We start from the raw sequence: 17674 nt of genomic DNA on the forward strand, positions 1-17674 counted from the left end.
GAAACCACTCTTCGATTTTAGCAGCGATTTTAAGCTCTGCTCGGTTGGCCTCAGGTCTGGAGCATACGTTCGAGGTTGTCCAAAATCCCCTCCAGCTCCAGGCTCAGGGTTGCAAAAGGGGTGAGATCGCTCGGCTGGGAGCGCTCGATTTCCCGGCGCAGATGCAGGAACCGGCTGAACTTTTGCAAACGCTTGGGGCAAAGGAGCAAAGCGCTGCTCGCCTGTCCGTTCCGGCTCAAAAGCCAGGCGAGGTCGGCACACGCGCCCTCGAGGCGTTCCTCTAAAACCTGTTTGAGCCGACCTTCCCACGCCGAGCGCGCTGGCACTTTAGCCAGGGCATCCAGCAAGCCCGCAAGGCCTAAAAGTCCCGCTACTTGCCGGAAGGCGCGCATCGCTTTGGCGAAATCGCCTCCCAATCTTAAGGCCAAATCCATAAGCACCGGGAATTCCCGCACCGCAGCAAATTGCGAAAGCTTATCGATTAGCTCTTCTGGCAGCTTTTCCGCCTGGAGGCGGGCGATTTCCCTTTCGTCTACTTGAGCCCCAAATTGCTTAAGATAAATCCGCAAAAACTCCTGACCGCGGTGGATGATTCCAGCTTCCGGGTCGAGCTGCCGACCGCGTTCCAAAAACCAGCGGCAGCACCACGCCAGGGCTTCCTCGATACGCACCAGCAGGGCATACAAGCGCGCGCTGCCCAAGCTTCGTTCTCTCGCCAGCAGAGCAGCGCGCAAGGTCTGTCCGCCGAGCACGGCGTCAAAGGTCAGATAAAGCCCTACCGCGTGCTCGAGCAAGGGGCTATCTAAGTCTTCTATCCAGGTCAGAAAAGTCGCTCCGGTCCGATCGAGCAAAAAATTACCCAGATGGGTGACGGTGATCGCGTCGGCTAACGGGTGCTCAGCAACCGCCTGCCCATAGCGTTCGACGAGGATTCCCGGAAAATATCCGTGCAGATAAGGCCGTAAGAAATCCCGGCGCAAAAAATCGGAACGCTTAAGCAAGGCCTGTTTAAACTGCATCTTGGCGTGGGCAAGGAGCACGGCCAGCTCCGGCCGGGTCAAGCAGCCCTCGGGTCGGGCCAGGACTTCCTCGCGGCTGGGAAAGCCTTCTACCTGCCGATCCAAGATTCCGGCGTTCTCAAGCCGATCGACCAGCACTAGAAACGGCGCCACGTCGCGCTGGCAGCGCTCCTGTTCCAAGGAAAGGCACAAGGCCTGGCTGGCGTTGTGGGCCAGAACCCGCATCACCACCTCGTTTTCGAGCCTGGCCAGCCAATCGGCGGGGCGTTCTTGCAAAAGCCCGGCCTGCTCGAGTCGATACAGCAAGATCTTGAGGTTGACCTCGTGATCGGACAGGTCCACCCCGCCGGAGTTGTCGATGGCATCCAAGTTGATTTTGCCTCCGTGCAGGGCGTACTCGACTCGCCCTTTTTGGGTGAAGCCGAGGTTGGCGCCTTCGGCCACGACCTTGACTTTAAGCTCGCGAGCGTCCACCCGCACTGCGTCGTTGGCCGGGTCGCCGACCGACTCGTTTTTCTCGTCGCTGGCTTTGATATAAGTGCCGATTCCCCCCAGCCAGAGCAGATCGGCTTCAGCGCAAAGCAGGTGGCGGATCAGCGCTTCGCCGTCTAGGGTCGGTTGGCGGATGCCGAGCCAGCGCTGGACCTTGGGCGATAAGGGTATCTCTTTGGCCGCGCGCGGCCAGACCCCGCCGCCTGCGGAGATGAGGGAACGGTCGTATCGATCCCAGCCGGCCACCTCTTCAAACAAGCGTTTGCGCTCGCGGTAAGAGATTTCCGGGTCCGGGTCGGGGTCGAGAAAAATGTGCTGGCCGGAAAACGCCGCCAGCAGCTTGATGCGCCGCGACAGCAGCAGCCCGTTGCCGAACACGTCCCCGTCCAGGCTGCCTATGCCGATCACGGTGACGATCTCGTTGTCCAGATCGTGCCCGAGCTCGCGAAAGTGGCGCCTGGCGCACTCCCACGCCCCCTTGGCGGTGATCCCCAGGCGCTTGTGGTCGTAGCCTGAAGAGCCGCCGCTGGCGAAGGCGTCTTTGAGCCAGAAGCGGTAGTCGGCCGCTACTTGGTTGGCGGTGTCGGACAGACCGGCGGTGCCTTTGTCAGCGGCCACCACCAGGTAACAGTCCTCGCCGTCGTAACAAACCACGCGCGGCGGATGGAGCACGCGCCCGTTTTGCAGGTTGTCGGTCAGATCCAACAGGGCGCGCATGAAGGTGACGTAGGCCTGCTTGACGTCCCCCCGTTTGACGAGAAACCCGCCTTTGGCCCCGTGGGGAACGATCAGGGCGTTTTTGAGCATTTGGGTGCGCAACAGCTCGAAGACCTCGGTCCGAAAGTCGTCGCGCTCGGACCAGCGAATGCCGCCTCGCGCCACGTGGCTGGCGCGCAGGTGCACGGCCTCGACCGCAGGGGCGTGCACATAGATTTCAAACAAAGGCCTTGGCGCCGGCATCTCGATCACCCCCAGGCCGCTGAGCTTGAAGGCCAGACGGTCTTCGGCGCCGGGGAGGAAGTAATTGGTCCGCACGGTGGCGTCGATGAGGTTAAACAGCGCGCGCAGCAAGCGGTCGGTTTGGAGGTCCTCCACTTTGGCTAATAGCTCTTGCAGCTTAAGGCGCAAAGGGAGCAGCCCTTCCTCCTCGCGCGCGCTTAGGTTCGGCCAAGGGAGATCGGGATCGAAGCGGGCGCGGAAATAGTCGCACAAGAGCTGCGCCGCCTCTGGGCAATTGAGCAGCGCCTGGTGAAACCGCTCGCGGCGGTCGCGGTGGTTCAGTTGCAGATAGTAATTGCGATAGCCGCGCAGCACATCGATCTGCCGCCAGTCCAGGCCTGCGAGCAGGGCCAGGCCGTTGAGGCGGTCGTCTTCGACTTTGCCGGCAAGCTGGGCGGTCAACAGGCCCAAGACCGCATCGCGGGCGGCAATCAGGCGCTCGGTCGCGACCGGCGCCTCTACCTGGAAACAGCGCAGATGCACCACTCCTTGCGGGGCTTGGATGCAAAACCGGCGCTGGTCGATGACCCTAAAGCCCAGGTTCTGCAAAGGCGGCAGCCATTCGTCCAGATAGCCGGGGGAAGCACCATAAAAGCGCAGCTCCGGCTCCCGCTCGAGCCACAAATCCACCCCCCTGCCGCCGTGCGCTTCGATGAACTGGACGTCTTTGAGCGCTTGGCGCGGGCTCAGCGCGCGCCGGTAGCTCGGCGGGAAAGCCCCCCGATAACGGTCGGCGAGGGGAGAGCCAGCCAGGGCCCGGAATTCCGTCTCCCAGGATCCCATCGCCTTAAACCAGGCGTTTTTTCATGACCAGCACGTTGCCGTCCACGCCTCGCTGGTATTCCACCTCGTCCATCAGGCAGCGGATCAAAAACAGCCCGCGGCCGTGCTCCACCGCCGCGTCCGGCGGGACCTCGGGCAAGGCCTTGAGATCAAACCCCTGGCCTTGATCGTGAACCTTGATGCACAAATTTTCTGGGTCGATGTGGATCTCGACCCGCACCGTCTTGTTGGCGCTCATGCCATGGGCGTGCTTGATCGCGTTGGCCAGCGCTTCGGTCAGGACCAAGTTCAGGTGATAGGCCAAGGCTTCCCGGTCGCCCGGATAGCGGTCCAACTCGCGACCTATCGCCTCGCCGATGCTGCCGATCAGACTCAGGTAACGGGTCTGATTGGGGACCACGATGTCCACCTCGATGTCGCTCACGGTTTCTCACCGGTTACTTCATCCACGCTCCCATAAACCTCGAACACGCGGTTTAAGCGGGTCAGTTCGAACATTTCTTTCACTCGGGGTTGAAGCCCTGCCAACGCCAAAGTCCCCTGGTGCAGGTTGGCGTTCTTGTAGCCGGAAAGTAGCGCCCCAAGTCCCGAGCTGTCGATGAAGCGCACCTCTGTCAAATCGACCAGGAGGCGCTTTTCGCCGCTTTCCAAGAGCTTTAGAAAAAATTCCTTGAGCGCGTCGGAGAGGTGCGCGTCCACCCGCGGTTCGCGAAGGCGCAGGATCGTCCAGCCTTTTTGCTTTTCGGTCTCGATTTGCATGGCTTGTCTCCAAGCTACACTAATAAGGAGCTTATGCCAACTTGCAGGCGGCTGTAAACCGATGGAGCCGAATTTTCCAAGCAGGTTCTTGCACTCCTGGAAAAAATTAGGATCGCTTCTGCCGACGGCCGTCGCCGCGGGCGTATTCGTTTATCTGAGCGCGCTCAAGGTGGATCTGCAAGAACAAGCGTCGCTGGCCGTTTTGGTCTTGATCGTCCTTTGGGGGTTGGACCGCCTGCCGCGCCTTAAGGTGCTGCGTATGGCTTTCCTGGCTTTGGCCGGTTTTTTGATCCTGCGCTATCTGTTTTGGCGCACTTTCACCACCTTGGGGTTCGACGATCCTTTAAGCTTTGCCGCCGCGCTCGCGCTTTACAGCGCCGAAGGTTACGGCATCGGGATGTGGTTTTTGAGCGCTTTTACCAACGCTTGCCCAATCGATCACCCCAGTCGGCCTGAAATGAGGGTTTGGCCGAGCGTGGATGTCTACGTTCCAACTTACGACGAGCCGGAAGAAATCGTCAAAATCACTCTGACTGCGGCCAAGGCCATGAACTATCCTGCCTCGCGCCTTAACGTGTACCTTTTAGACGACGGCTCCACCTGGGCCCGGCGCCACGCCTTGGACCTTGCGACCGCCAAGGCAGCGTGGGAGCGCCATTCTAAGCTGCAAGCCCTGTGCCGAAGCTTGGGCGTACGTTACCTGACGCGTAAGGACAACACCTGCGCCAAGGCGGGCAATCTCAACGCGGCTTTAAAAGTTACCGACGGGGAATTGATCGCGGTGCTCGACTGCGACCACGTTCCCACGGTGGATTTTCTGCAAGAGACCGTGCCGTATTTTGCCGATCCCCAGGTATTTTTGGTCCAGACCCCGCATTTTTTCGCCACCCCCGACCCGATCGAGAAGAACTTAGGTTTGTTCGACCGCATGCCCTCGGAGAACGCCATGTTTTACCAGGCGGTCCAGCTTGGCCTGGATTTTTGGGGCGCTTCGTTCTTTTGCGGCTCGGCGGCGGTATTGAGGCGCAAGGCGCTCGTGGCAGCCGGCGGCTTCTCCGGCCAGACCGTGACCGAAGACGCCGAAACCGCTTTGCGGCTCCATGCCCGCGGCTGGCGTTCGGTGTATCTAAAGAAACCCTTGGTGGCGGGACTGCAGCCGGAGACTTTCGCCAGCCTCGTGCGCCAGAGGATGCGCTGGGCGCAGGGGATGATCCAGTTGTTCTGCCTTGCCAATCCGCTGCGCCTGCAGGGTCTCAGTTTGGGACAACGTCTGGCTTACCTCAACTGCATGGGGTTTTGGTTCTTCCCGCTGGCGCGGGTGGTGTTTTTGCTTGCGCCGTTAGGATACCTGCTGCTCGGGCTTAAAATCTACGACGCCGGCCTGGCCGAAATCGGCGCCTATACCTTGCCTTATTTGGTTGCGCTGTTTTTCACTCAAGGGTATCTCTTTGGCCGGGTAAGGTGGGCCTTCGTCTCGGAGATCTACGAGAGCATGCTGTCCTTATTTTCCCTTAAGGCCGTGCTTTCTGCCTTGCGCAATCCTAAGACGCCGAAATTTTCCGTTACCCCCAAGGGAGAGCAATTGCCGCAGGACTTTATCTCGCCGCTGGCGACCCCGTTTTATGGTTTGCTGGTTCTGGTGCTGGCGGGGTTTGCGTTCGCCTTCTGGCGCTGGCAGGCGTTTCCCGCAGAGCGGCCGATGGTTTTGATCACCGGGTTTTGGAATCTGGGAAGCCTTTTGATCGTGACCGCGAGCTTGGGCGCTTTGTACGAACGCCGCCAGCGGCGCCGCCACCCCCGCTTACCGGCCGGGAACCTGCCGGCGCGCCTAGAGCTTAAGGCCTTGGATTTGCCCGTCCGGCTCGCCGACGTCTCGGTGGGCGGGGCGGGGCTTCACGGCATCTCTATCCCTTTGCCGTTGAAGGAGATTGGGTGCTTGAGCTTTGAGCATCCCGTGCTTTACCGCCCAGTGCGGGTAAAAGTCCAAATCGTGGAGCAATCGCTCCCTGCGCAAAGCTTGGGCGTTCGTTTCCTGCCGGCCTCGGTAGAGGAATACCGCGCTTTGGTCCTTTTGGTCTACGGCGACTCTAGGCGTTGGCAGGCCATGCTGGCCAAGCGCCAAAGCAGGGTCGGGGTCGTTCGCGCCTTGGGTGTGCTCTTGGCCTGCGCCTTCCGGCAGGCCGCAGAGCACCTTGCCGCATTGGGGAAGCGTATTGTGTCCTTAGGAGAAACCGAACATGCGCCGATTCTTGAGCCTTATGCTCGCCCTCGCCTTCATGAGCCTGAACGCGCAGTCCGCTGAGCTGTCGCTGCCGCTGGCGAAGCTGATGCGCTCGCCGGGACCGATTGAGCTGCGCGATCAGGCCGACGAATACGCATTGAGTCTGCCGGTTCCCGAGCGCTGGCAGGTGAAAAGCGCCAGGCTGGTCCTCGAGTTTGCCTCTTCCAACGCCCTGGTGGCGGAAAGATCGCAGCTTCGAGTCCAGGTCAACCGCGTCACCGTCGCTCAGTGGCGGCTGGAACCTAAGGCCACAAAACGGATCGAAACCGTCTCCATCCCGCCCGAGCTTTTAGTCGCAGGCTACAACGAGCTGCGCTTTTCCGCCGCTCAGCATTACACCAAAGAGCATTGCGAGGCCTATGCCAGCAAAGAGCTGTGGACCGAGATCGACCCGGCCCGCTCGCGCGTGGTGCTTGAATACGCAGCTTCCCCGCCGCCTTTGAGTCTGGCCAGGCTGGCGGCCGTCTTCGACAAAAAACTGCCTCAAATCCAAGCCGCGCTCTTGTATCCCAACCCGTTGGATGAGGCGGACCTGATCGCCGGCGGTCTGATCGCGCAAGGAATAGCGCTTAGGTCGGAGTACGCCCCGTTTGGTTTTGCGCTCGCGCAGGCCGAGCCTGAACTCGGTCCTGGGCCGATCCGGCTGGCTTGGCCTAAAGAGCAAGACGCCGTCCTCATCGGGGCGCGCGAGCGCTTGGCCCCCTATCTGGACCCGCAACTCCTTGCGCGGATCACCGGCCCTTACCTTGGACTGTTCGCCGATCCCCGGACCCCAGGGCAAGTCTTGCTTGTCGTCTCGGGCCAGACCGCCGCCGAAGTGCGCCAGGCCGCGCTGGCTTTTGCTTTGCTGCGCTTTCCCTTGCCCGATGCCCACGAGACGGTGATCGCTAAAGTCGATTTTGCGCCCTTCCTCCCTTACCAGGCGCTGCCTGCGCTCCTGCCTGGGCACACCTATACCTTTGCCCAGCTGGGCTTTGCCACCGCCTCTAGGCAAGGCTTGGATCCTGAACCGCTGGAACTTGAATTCTTTCTGCCGCCGGATGCGTTTGCTCCTGAAGACGCCGAGGCGGTTTTTTGGCTGCACCTGGCCTACAACGCCGGCCTGCGTGGGGATTCTGCGATCGAGATGCGGATCAACGGCGTGTTCGAGCGCGCCATCGCTCTTCCCGAGACAGGCGGCGCGCACTACCGCGATTACCGGATCCTAGTCCCCTTGCGCAGCTTGCGGCCGGGGCGCAATCGGATTAGCTTTCATCCCCATTTGGTGCCGGCAGTCTCCGGGGAGTGCGTGTTGCTTAACGTCGAACCGCTTAAAGTCACCTTATATCAAGACTCTCGCCTGACTTTGCCGGCTTTTTCTCACGCCGCGCGGCTGCCGGATCTGGCGCTTTTGGCCGCTGCCGGATTTCCGTATCTGGATTCGGGCGACGGCTCGGGAGTGCGAGTGTATTTGCTCGACCGCAGCCCGGATACGATCTTGGCCGCCTGGCAATGGCTCGCTCAGCTGGCGCGCTTGAACGGTTTGCCCTTGCCGGCGGTCGAGTTTGGGTTCGATGCGCCAACTGGGCCTGCCGACCTAATCGTAATCGGCGGCCAGGTCAAGAAGCTCCCGGCGCTGTTTCAAAACTCCCCGCTCAAGTTGGACGATCCCTTCTTGAGCTTCCTTTATCCAGCAGGCTGGCAAGCGCCTCCCCAGCCTTGGTGGCAGCGGTGGCAGCGTAGGCTGTTTCCCACCGAAGCGCGCCTCCTGCCGCGCCAGGTGAAGGTGCAACAGACCGGCGGTTTAGGCGAGCTGGCGGCGCTGGTGTCTTTTCAGCATCCGGCGTTCTCAAGACGCCTTATAACCGCCTTGCTGGCCGAAGGTCCCATTTATCCGGCAGTGCAGGATCTCACCCGGCCGGAGCGGTGGGCGCAGATTCAAGGGGATTTGGTCTTCTGGCGCAAGGGCGCTGATACCTTGCACTGGCAGGCGGTGGGAGAGCCGTTCTACCGCGGCCGCGCCGATCCCGCTTTGCGCCTGATCTTTCATTTTGCCCACCACCCTTGGCAATGGCTGGCGGCGGCTTTGTTGGCCGGTTTTGCGCTCGCCTGGGGGCTTTATCGGGGGCTGAAACGTTACAAGAAGCGCCATCATCCCGATGCGGAAGAAGTTGCTCCTTAGCGGGGTTTTGTTTTTTCTTGTTGGCTGCAGCCCAGGGGGGCAGTGGCTCGGCTGGTGGCAAGCCTACAAGGCGAGGTTCGTCGAGGACGGGCGGGTGGTGGACACCGGCAACGGCCGCGTTTCGCATTCCGAGGGTCAGGGTTATGGCATGTTGTTGGCGGTTGCGGCGAGAGACCGCCAGACCTTCGACCGGCTGTGGCAGTGGACGCGCGCCAACCTGCAGGTTCGCCCGGATCGCCTGTTCATCTGGCGGCGCCGACCTGGAGTGGCGCTGGCCGAGGAGGATCCCAACACCGCCAGCGACGGCGATCTTTTGATCGCCTGGGCGCTGCTGGAGGCGGCCAGAACTTGGCAGGAGCCCACCCTGGCCCAGGCGGCAAGAGAAATCCTGGCCGACCTCAAGCGCGCCGCGATCCGTACCTGGCAGGGGCAGCCCGTACTGCTCCCCGGAGCGGTTGGGTTTGAGCGTCCCGAGGGTTTGATCCTCAATCTGTCCTACTGGGTGTTTCCCGCCCTCAAGCGCTTGACGGTCGAAGACCCGGATCCGGTTTGGCCGGCGTTGCTTGCGAGCGGCTTAAAGCTTTTGGCGCAAGCGCGCTTTGGCGCTTTTCGCTTGCCTCCCGATTGGCTAGAAGCCGGCCAGAGCCTTGCGCCTTGGCGCGAGCGCCCGCCTCGGTTCGGCTACGATGCGGTGCGCATCCCGCTGTATTTGATCTGGGGCGGTTACGCCGATCCTGAGCGGCTTGCGCCTTTTCTGGACTACTGGCAGGCGTTTTCTGGCTTTATTCCGCCGTGGATCGACCTGGAGCAAGGGTGCCTTGGCGCCTATCCGGCCCCGGCGGGGATGCGCGCCATTTCCGCCCTCACGCGCTACCGGGCCGGCCAAAGCGGGTGGTTTCGATCCCCGCCGCCGGATGAGGATTATTATTCGGCCACCCTGGTCCTGCTCAGCCACCTGGCGGTCGCGGGGAAACCATGAACCTTTGGCGGCGCTTGGTTTTGGGGTGGCTTTGGCCGCTCGCGCTCCTTGCCCAAACCGGTCCTGACGAGCGCGTCCTGTGGCAGCTCTATCACGCCCAAAAATACCGCCTGCTCGAGCAGGCCATCGCCGAGTACCAAAAGCAGTATCCCGGTTGGCGGCCGCCGGCCGAGCTGACGCGTCTTGTGGCGCGCCGCCCAAGGCGCCTGGCGCCTTGGCGGGCCGAGCTCGATCGAGCCTTGCGCCGCGGTGACGCGAGCCGCCTGATCCGGCTCGCAAGGCGCCATCCCCAAGCCTTCACCTGCCGCCGCGTCGAGGCGCTGGCGGCTTTGGCCAAAGCGTATGCGCAGCGCGGAGAGGAGGAAACCGCCCTGCTTTGGTACCGCAGGGCGTTAAGCTGCCCCAAGGCCCGCGTCGCGCCGATACTGCATGAGGCCTTGTGGCAGGTGTCGCCAGAGGCGTTTGCGGTGCTGCTCGATGAGGCCAAGCGACGCCTTTCCAAGTCCGCGCACGCGGAACTGGCCTATCAGAATGTAAGGCGCCAGGTGTTCTCGAGCTTAAATCGCCCCGAGGCCCGGTTGGTGAGCGATGAGAACCTTTTGCGCCAGGCCCTCGCCCACCGCGATCGCGATCTAATCGAGGCGGTCGCCTGGGCGCAGTATCGGCAAGGCGAGTTCGCCTTGGCGCGCGCTTGGTTTGCGGCCGGTCTTAAGCTTGCCCCGTACGCTGCCCGTTTCGCCCTCGGCCTCTTGCATAGCCTAGCCCGGTTGGGCGAAGACGCAGCCGTGATCCAACTTGCCCAGCGCTATCCTAAGCTGCGCCGGCCTGCCGCGGGCTATCTCTTGACCTGGGCGTGGGAGCGTTATCGGCAAGGCGAGTACCGCGCCAGCCAAAAATTGGCCGAGCAGGCGGCCAGGTGGCTGCCGCAGGCCGAAGAGGCCCAATACCTGTTGGGCTGGCTGCACCTGATGCGCGGGGAGTATCGAGCGGCTCAAGACACCTTTGCCGCTTTGCTTAAGGCTCATCCCGAACGCTCGGACTACGCCCGCGCGCTGGTTACAAGCCACCTGCAAGCCGGCCAAGCGCCAGAACGGCTGGCCGAGCGCTTTTCCCAGCCTGCGCTGTTGGCCGAGCTTTCCCCTCACCTTGCCCGGCGCGCGTTCGAGCGCAAGCAGTTCTTGCGCGCCTATCGCTTGGATCCGCAAGCTTTTGCCGAACTGGGGCGCTTGTTTGCTCCCACGTGGGGGCTGGGCGGGATGGCGCGTTTCAAATCCGGTCAGGCCGGCTTGGACCGCCTTGAGACGGCTTTTGTCCCCGCGTATGCGGGAAGTTACGCTTCCGCGACGCACCAATTCGCCCTCCATCTCGGGCGCATCGAGCTGACAAGCGATCGGTTTGGATCGTCTGCGATCCGCGCCCTGCAGGCCAGCCAACGTCCTCTGAGCGAGGCGCAACAAGCGGCCCTCGCGCAAGAGGCGCAAGCGCTCAGGCGCGATCCGCCGCCGCGTGCGGTGGAAGCGGCGTGGATGGAATTGGCCTACCGGCAAGAGGGCGGGCTCAATCCTACCTTTAAGCTCGGTCTGACCCCGATCGGGGGGGAACTTGCCCCGCGTCCGACGGCGCGCCTGACGATCGGCGATTTTTGGGAGGTGGGCGCCTGGCAACTGCGCTGGGAGGCGGAAGCTTTCCGCCAGCCGATCCGCCAGAGCCTGTTGTCTTATACGGGGTGGGAGCTCGCCGGCAAACGCTGGGGTCGGGTGCTGCGCAACGGCCTTAAACTGTCCGGGTGGGGACGGATCGGGCCGTTTGCGTTGTATCAGGCGCTGGAGGGCGCGTTCCTGGACGGGCAGGGCACCCAGGACAACTGGATGGTCGGCTACCACCTCGCCGCCGGATATAGCCCCCCTTGGCCTGGGTTTGACTATTTGAGCCTGGGTCCGTATTTCCACTTCCTGCATTACGCGCACAATCAAAATCATTTTCGTCCCGGCTACGGCGGCTACTTCAGCCCCCAGGCGTTCTATGCCGGGGGGATCCAGCTCGCTCTGCGCACCGAAGAAGGCAGGCGGTTTTTGCTCGAAAGCCGGCTGGCCTTGGGCGGGCAGCATTTCCGCGAAGCAGCCGCCCCGTGGTTTGCGCGCGGCTGCGACTCGGCTGCGCTGTGCGGTTTGCAATTTCCCCGCAACCAAAAGACCAGCTTCGCCCCGGCGGCCCAGCTGCGCTTTGTCTTACAGCTGCATCCGCAGCTGCAACTCGCCGGCGGCGTTTACGCCCGCCAGACTCAGGGCTGGCGCGAGGCGGGCGGGGGGCTTTGGGTGCGCGTGTTGTTCGAGCCTGGCGCCGCGGTTTTCAGCGCCGATCTGCCCGAGGCTCTGTTCGCTGAGCTCGAATGAGCAACCAAGCGAGGGGCAAAACCAGCAACCAGAGGCTTGCCGGTTCGGGGATGAATGGGTAGAGGTTGACCTGGCCGGTAGGCTGATCCGGTTGGCCGCGCAGGGATTTGGCGATCAAATGGCCGTCGATGTGGCCGTCGTAAAAGACCACGTCGGCCCAGGGAGCGAGTACGCTGCCTTTGACGCCGATGGCGTGGATCGCCAAGGCCTTGGCGGAGAAAAAGTTAAACAGCACTCTTTGGGTCAGACTGCCGTCGTGGCGGAAATCGCCCGTGTTGTCTGAAATCCTCAGCCAGCCGCCGCCGACCTTGCGGTAAAAGCCAAAGCCGCTTAAGTTGCCCACTTCGCCTTGGACGTTGATGAGCAACGTCGAGCTCAAAGGCGCGTCTAGGTAAAACGCGTCGGCGCCCGTCAAAAGCTCGGTCGTCAGGGTAAAGACGTTCAGGGTGGGATCTTGGCCTTGCAGATACAGGCGCCAGTTGACTTGGTCTCCGTCGATCCTGACCGCGCCGTTGGCGGACAGTCCAGACCAGCTCAAGGAGCGGGCGCGCACGTCCTCCGCCAGCGCGGTGAAGTTCAAAGCCGACCCCAAGCGCAGCCGACCGGTGGGGACGTTGGGGTCTTGGGCGTAAAACCCAACGTGCGCCAAATCGGCGCTGGCGCTTACCGCATTGCCGTGGTAAACCCGCCCGTGCTGGAAGTTTAGGTGCCCGCCGACGAGCAAGGTGTCGGTGAAATCGGCAGCATGACCAAGTTCCATGCCTACCGCGTAATGGGTCAGGGAAAGATTGCCGCCTACGGCCAGCCGTCCCTCCACGTCTGAGCGCTCCGCAGACATGTCCTCCAGCACCAAAAGATTGAATCCGCTGGCCGGCCCTAAGCTTAGGGCCAACGCGCAAGGGGAAAGCAAGAGCAAACTCAACCACAGCCACATAACGCAAGGTCTCTTAAAGTTTCTTGCTTTTAGCGTAGTTCAATTGGAACCTAGTTGCCAAATGACAGTCAGAATGGGTGGTAATTCTCCTGTTCTTTCCCCGGTGCAGAATTTGCGTTAATTTCTCAGCGCACGAGCACCGCCGTTTTTGCACATCTTCCGCCACCCAGAGTTTTTAAGTTTTGTGAGGAGGAACCCATGGGGATCTTCGACCAGTATCGCGCCCGTTATGCAGCCACGCAGGAGGAAGAGTACAGCCTGCAAGAATACCTTGAGATTTGTCGCGACGATCCAACCGCGTACGCGACCCCCGCCGAGCGGATGCTGCTTGCCATCGGCGAGCCGGAGTTGATCGACACCCGCCTCGACCCGAGGTTGTCGCGTATTTTCGCCAACAAGGTGATCAAACGCTATCCGGCGTTCTCCGAGTTCTACGGCATGGAGGAGACCATCGAACAGATCGTGGCCTTCTTTCGCCACGCCGCTCAGGGGCTGGAGGAAGCCAAGCAGATTCTGTATCTGTTGGGACCGGTAGGGGGGGGAAAGTCCTCGCTGGCGGAAAAGCTTAAAAGCCTGATGGAAAAAGTTCCTTTCTACGCCATCAAGGGCTCGCCGATCCACGAAAACCCGCTGGGGCTGTTTTCGCCTACCGAAGACGGCCCGATTCTGGAGGACGAGTACGGCATCCCGCGCCGTTACTTGACGCCCATCATGTCGCCCTGGGCCACCAAGCGCCTGCGCGAGTTCGGCGGCGACATCACCAAGTTCCGCGTCGTCAAGCTGTATCCTTCCAGCCTGGAGCAGCGCGCCATCGCCAAGACCGAGCCGGGGGACGAGAACAATCAGGACATTTCCTCGCTGGTCGGCAAGGTGGACATCCGCCAGCTTGAGACGTATTCCCAGGACGACCCCGACGCCTACAGCTATTCGGGCGGTCTGTGCCGGGGCAACCGGGGAATCATGGAGTTTGTGGAGATGTTCAAGGCGCCGATCAAGGTCCTCCATCCCCTCCTGACCGCCACCCAAGAAGGCAACTACAAGGGCACCGAAGGCCTGCCGGCGATTCCCTTCGAGGGCATCATCCTGGCCCACTCCAACGAATCCGAGTGGCAGCAGTTTAAAAACAACAAAAACAACGAAGCTTTCCTCGACCGCATCTACGTGGTCAAAGTGCCCTATTGCCTGAGGGTTTCGGAGGAAGTCAAGATTTATCAGAAGCTGTTGCGTAACAGTTCCCTCAAAAACGCGCCTTGCGCTCCCCACACCTTGGAAATGCTGGCCCAGTTCACGGTGCTCTCGCGCCTTAAGGAGCCGGAGAATTCCAGCATTTATTCCAAGATGCGGGTCTACGACGGGGAGAACCTCAAAGACACCGACCCCAGAGCTAAGTCCTACCAAGAATACAAAGACTTTGCCGGGGTGGACGAGGGCATGGAGGGGCTTTCCACCCGCTTTGCCTTCAAGATCTTGTCCAAAGTGTTCAATTTCGACCACACGGAAGTGGCGGCCAACCCGGTCCATCTGCTCTACGTGCTAGAGCAGCAGATCATCCAGGAGCAGTTCCCGCCGGAGACCGAAGAGCGCTACCTGCGCTACATCAAGGAATACTTGATCCCGCGTTACATCGAGTTCATCGGCAAGGAAATTCAGACCGCCTATCTTGAATCCTACGCCGAATACGGCCAGAACATCTTCGACCGCTACGTCACCTACGCCGATTACTGGATCCAGGATCAGGAATACCGCGACCCGGACACCGGCGAGATCTTCGATCGCCGCGCCCTCAACGAGGAATTGGAGAAAATTGAAAAGCCGGCCGGCATCTCCAACCCCAAAGACTTCCGCAACGAGGTGGTCAACTTCGTGCTGCGGGCGCGCGCCAAAAACGGCGGCAAGAATCCGGCCTGGACCAGTTATGAGAAACTGCGTCGGGTGATCGAGAAGAAAATGTTCGCCAACACCGAGGAGCTCTTGCCGGTGATCTCTTTCAACGCCAAGGCCTCGGCTGAGGAGCAGAAAAAACACGAAGATTTCGTCAAACGGATGGTAGAAAAGGGGTATACTCCCAAGCAAGTGCGCCTGCTTTGCGAATGGTATCTGAGGGTGAGGAAGTCGACCTGAGATGTCCCAAATCATCGACCGCCGTTTAAACCCTAAGCACAAAAGCGCCGTCAACCGCCAGCGCTTCTTGAAGCGCTTTCGCGCCCAGATCCGCAAGGCGGTGGCCGATGCCATCGACGGCCGTTCGATCACCGACATCGACAGCGGCGAAAAGATCACCATCCCCGCCAAGGACTTATCCGAGCCGTTTTTCCACCACGGCCCCGGGGGGCGGCGCGAGATCGTCCATCCCGGCAATAAGGAATTCGTCACCGGCGACCGCATTCCCAGACCCAAAGGCGGGGGAGGGCAGGCAAGCCGCGCCAGCAATCAGGGCGAGGGGCTAGACGACTTTGTGTTTGAGCTGTCGCGGGACGAATTTTTGGAGTTTTTCTTTGAGGATCTGGAACTGCCCGATCTGGTCAAGACCAGGCTCGCCAAAGAATCCGCCTATAAGAGCGTCCCTGCCGGTTTTAGCAAGGACGGCGTCCCGCCCAACTTGCACGTGATCCGCTCGCTGCGCCAGGCCTATGCGCGCAGGATCGCTTTGACCGCCGCCACGCGGCGCAAGCTCAAGGAGTTAGAGGCCGAGCTGCAAGCGCGCCTTGCGGCCGGTGCCAGCGAAGACGAGCTCATCGAACTGCGCCAAGAGATTGCCCGCCTCAAAGCCCGCATCGAGGCCGTTCCCTTCCTCGATACGCTGGATCTTAGGTACCGCAACCGCATCCAGATACCTAAGCCCACCACCCAGGCGGTGATGTTCTGTATCATGGACGTTTCCGGTTCCATGGATCAGTACAAAAAAAGCCTAGCCAAGCGCTTCTTCCTGCTTTTGTATCTGTTTCTGACGCGCAACTACGAGCGCACCGACGTGGTGTTCATCCGCCACCACACGGTCGCCAAAGAGGTCGACGAGGAAGAGTTCTTCTACTCGCGCGAGACCGGCGGCACGGTCGTCTCCAGCGCCCTGGAGCTGATGCTCGAGATCATGCAAAAGCGCTATCCGAGCCAGGATTGGAATCTGTACGCGGCCCAGGCTTCTGACGGCGACAACTGGCCGGAGGATTCGGGCAACTGCGCGCGCCTGTTGGACGAGCGCATTCTGCCGCATCTGCAGTACTACGCGTACATCGAGATCGACAACGAATACCCTTTAGGGCTGTGGCAGGAGTACGAAAAGATCGCCAGCCGCTGGCCCAACTTTGCCATGCAGGCGATCGACGAGCCGGCCGACATCTATCCGGTGTTTCGGGAGTTGTTCAAAAAGCGCGCATGAGCGAGAGAAAACCTATCTCCATAGGTTCTGAGTGGACGTTCGAACTGCTGGAAAAGTACGACGCCGAGATTGCCCGCATCGCGGCGGATTTTGGCCTGGATACCTATCCTAACCAGATCGAGATCATCTCCTCAGAACAGATGATGGACGCCTATGCCAGTTGCGGGCTGCCGGTCTATTACCACCACTGGTCGTTCGGCAAGCAGTTCCTTACGATCGAAAGGAACTATAAGCGCGGTCAGATGGGACTGGCTTATGAATTGGTGATCAACTCCAACCCCTGCATCGCTTACCTGATGGAAGAGAACACCATGACGATGCAAGCCTTGGTGATCGCGCACGCCTGCTATGGCCACAATTCCTTTTTCAAAAACAACTATCTCTTCAAGACTTGGACCGCCGCCGACGCCATCGTCGATTATCTGGTCTTCGCCAAGAACTACATCGCCGAGTGCGAGGAGCGCTACGGCGTGGAGGCGGTGGAGGAGATCCTCGACTCGTGTCATGCGCTGATGAATTACGGGGTGGATCGCTACCGCAAACCCCCGCCTTTGTCCGTGCGGGAGGAAAAGCTTAGGCAAAAAGAGCGCATCAACTATCTGCAGGCGCAACTCAACGAGCTATGGCGCCGCACCGTCCCCGAGAAACCGGCCAAGAGAGAAGAAAAGTACGAGCGCTTTCCGCGCGAGCCGGAAGAGAACCTTTTGTACTTCATCGAGAAGAACGCCCCCCTGCTCGAGCCTTGGCAGCGCGAGATCGTCCGCATCGTGCGCAAGATCGCCCAGTACCTTTACCCCCAGCGCCACACCAAGGTGATGAACGAAGGCTGGGCGACTTTCTGGCACTACACCATCATGAACAGGCTCTATGACGAAGGCCTAGTCACTGACGGCTTCATGCTGGAATTTTTGGAATCTCACACCAACGTCATCGCTCAGCCGCCTTTCGACCACGATTTCTACCCCGGCATCAACCCATACGCTTTGGGGTTTGCGATCTTCCAGGACTTAAAGCGCATCTGTGAACATCCTACCGAAGAGGACCGGCGCTGGTTTCCGGAAATCGCCGGCAGCCCCTGGTTAGAGACTTTGGACTTTGCTATGCGCAACTTCAAGGACGACAGCTTTATCGCCCAGTATCTCTCCCCGCGGGTAATCCGGCAGTTTCGCCTGTTCGGAGTGCTCGACGACGAGGCCGAAAGCGAACTGGAAATCAGCGCCATCCACGACGAACAAGGCTACCAGGCGATCCGGCAAGCCTTGTCCGAACAGTACAACTTAGGCAGCCTAGAACCCGACATCCAGGTCTGGTCGGTGGACACCCGCGGCGACCGCTCTCTTACTTTGCGCCATTTTCAACATCAACGCCGCCCCTTGGCCGAAAGCACCGAGGAGGTGTTAAAGCACGTTCATAGGTTATGGGGGTTCAAGGTGCGGCTGGAGACCGTTGACCCGCAAGGGCGGGTCAAGGGGTGTTACGAATGCGGTTAAACTCGATG

General features: G+C 60.8%; 11 protein-coding genes. 7 read left to right on the forward strand and 4 right to left on the reverse strand.

All coding sequences use genetic code 11. The annotated features are described in order from the left end of the window. Positions 1-50: 50 nt before the first annotated feature. From ACYQ3M_RS02720 to ACYQ3M_RS02730, 3 genes are read right to left on the reverse strand one after another with little or no spacing between them, the layout of a single operon-like run. Positions 51-3293, reverse strand: a complete 3243-nt coding sequence (locus ACYQ3M_RS02720) for an NAD-glutamate dehydrogenase domain-containing protein (protein WP_460034513.1) — start codon at positions 3291-3293, stop codon at positions 51-53. Positions 3294-3297: 4 nt separating this feature from the next. After that, positions 3298-3717: an ATP-binding protein gene (locus ACYQ3M_RS02725; protein ID WP_460034514.1), complete on the reverse strand. Its 420-nt coding sequence runs from the start codon at positions 3715-3717 to the stop codon at positions 3298-3300. Then, on the reverse strand, positions 3714-4052 hold the full coding sequence (locus ACYQ3M_RS02730; protein WP_460034515.1) for an STAS domain-containing protein: 339 nt from the start codon (positions 4050-4052) through the stop codon (positions 3714-3716). The genes ACYQ3M_RS02725 and ACYQ3M_RS02730 overlap by 4 nt, the downstream gene beginning before the upstream one ends. 88 nt (positions 4053-4140) lie before the next feature. Between ACYQ3M_RS02730 and bcsA the strand changes: the two genes are divergently transcribed. From bcsA to ACYQ3M_RS02750, 4 genes are read left to right on the forward strand one after another with little or no spacing between them, the layout of a single operon-like run. Then, entirely contained in the window at positions 4141-6354 is a 2214-nt protein-coding gene (bcsA, locus tag ACYQ3M_RS02735) for a UDP-forming cellulose synthase catalytic subunit (RefSeq protein ID WP_460034516.1), read from the forward strand. Then, a complete protein-coding gene (locus ACYQ3M_RS02740) occupies positions 6290-8494 on the forward strand; it encodes a cellulose biosynthesis cyclic di-GMP-binding regulatory protein BcsB (RefSeq protein WP_460034517.1) in 2205 nt (734 codons plus the stop codon). The genes bcsA and ACYQ3M_RS02740 overlap by 65 nt, the downstream gene beginning before the upstream one ends. Next, on the forward strand, positions 8472-9473 hold the full coding sequence (locus tag ACYQ3M_RS02745; protein ID WP_460034518.1) for a family 8 glycosyl hydrolase: 1002 nt from the start codon (positions 8472-8474) through the stop codon (positions 9471-9473). Before ACYQ3M_RS02740 ends, ACYQ3M_RS02745 begins: the two co-directional genes overlap by 23 nt. Further along, positions 9470-11866, forward strand: a complete 2397-nt coding sequence (locus tag ACYQ3M_RS02750; RefSeq protein ID WP_460034519.1) for a cellulose synthase subunit BcsC-related outer membrane protein — start codon at positions 9470-9472, stop codon at positions 11864-11866. Before ACYQ3M_RS02745 ends, ACYQ3M_RS02750 begins: the two co-directional genes overlap by 4 nt. On the opposite strand, the gene ACYQ3M_RS02755 is transcribed toward ACYQ3M_RS02750, so the two are convergent. Next, a complete protein-coding gene (locus ACYQ3M_RS02755; RefSeq protein ID WP_460034520.1) occupies positions 11823-12800 on the reverse strand; it encodes a choice-of-anchor A family protein in 978 nt (325 codons plus the stop codon). The two genes, ACYQ3M_RS02750 and ACYQ3M_RS02755, sit on opposite strands and share 44 nt — an antisense overlap. A gap of 198 nt (positions 12801-12998) precedes the next feature. On the opposite strand from ACYQ3M_RS02755, the gene ACYQ3M_RS02760 reads away from it, so the two are divergent. From ACYQ3M_RS02760 to ACYQ3M_RS02770, 3 genes are read left to right on the forward strand one after another with little or no spacing between them, the layout of a single operon-like run. Then, positions 12999-14921, forward strand: a complete 1923-nt coding sequence (locus tag ACYQ3M_RS02760; RefSeq protein ID WP_460034521.1) for a PrkA family serine protein kinase — start codon at positions 12999-13001, stop codon at positions 14919-14921. Between the two features lies 1 nt (position 14922). Continuing rightward, positions 14923-16176 (forward strand): YeaH/YhbH family protein, encoded by a 1254-nt coding sequence (locus tag ACYQ3M_RS02765; RefSeq protein ID WP_460034522.1) that lies wholly within the window; start codon positions 14923-14925, stop codon positions 16174-16176. Next, complete coding sequence (locus ACYQ3M_RS02770) at positions 16173-17666, forward strand: SpoVR family protein (RefSeq protein WP_460034523.1); 1494 nt, start codon at positions 16173-16175, stop codon at positions 17664-17666. The genes ACYQ3M_RS02765 and ACYQ3M_RS02770 overlap by 4 nt, the downstream gene beginning before the upstream one ends. Positions 17667-17674 lie beyond the last annotated feature (8 nt).

This window comes from Methylothermus subterraneus, assembly GCF_054656915.1.

Excerpts from the sequence above, each read along its gene's own strand:
- ACYQ3M_RS02720 (WP_460034513.1), bottom strand. The coding sequence starts at position 3,293 with ATGGGATCCTGGGAGACGGAATTCCGGGCCCTGGCTGGCTCTCCCCTC.
- ACYQ3M_RS02730 (WP_460034515.1), bottom strand. The coding sequence starts at position 4,052 with ATGCAAATCGAGACCGAAAAGCAAAAAGGCTGGACGATCCTGCGCCTT.
- ACYQ3M_RS02740 (WP_460034517.1), top strand. The coding sequence starts at position 6,290 with ATGCGCCGATTCTTGAGCCTTATGCTCGCCCTCGCCTTCATGAGCCTG.
- ACYQ3M_RS02745 (WP_460034518.1), top strand. The coding sequence starts at position 8,472 with ATGCGGAAGAAGTTGCTCCTTAGCGGGGTTTTGTTTTTTCTTGTTGGC.
- ACYQ3M_RS02750 (WP_460034519.1), top strand. The coding sequence starts at position 9,470 with ATGAACCTTTGGCGGCGCTTGGTTTTGGGGTGGCTTTGGCCGCTCGCG.
- ACYQ3M_RS02755 (WP_460034520.1), bottom strand. The coding sequence starts at position 12,800 with ATGTGGCTGTGGTTGAGTTTGCTCTTGCTTTCCCCTTGCGCGTTGGCC.
- ACYQ3M_RS02760 (WP_460034521.1), top strand. The coding sequence starts at position 12,999 with ATGGGGATCTTCGACCAGTATCGCGCCCGTTATGCAGCCACGCAGGAG.
- ACYQ3M_RS02765 (WP_460034522.1), top strand. The coding sequence starts at position 14,923 with ATGTCCCAAATCATCGACCGCCGTTTAAACCCTAAGCACAAAAGCGCC.
- ACYQ3M_RS02770 (WP_460034523.1), top strand. The coding sequence starts at position 16,173 with ATGAGCGAGAGAAAACCTATCTCCATAGGTTCTGAGTGGACGTTCGAA.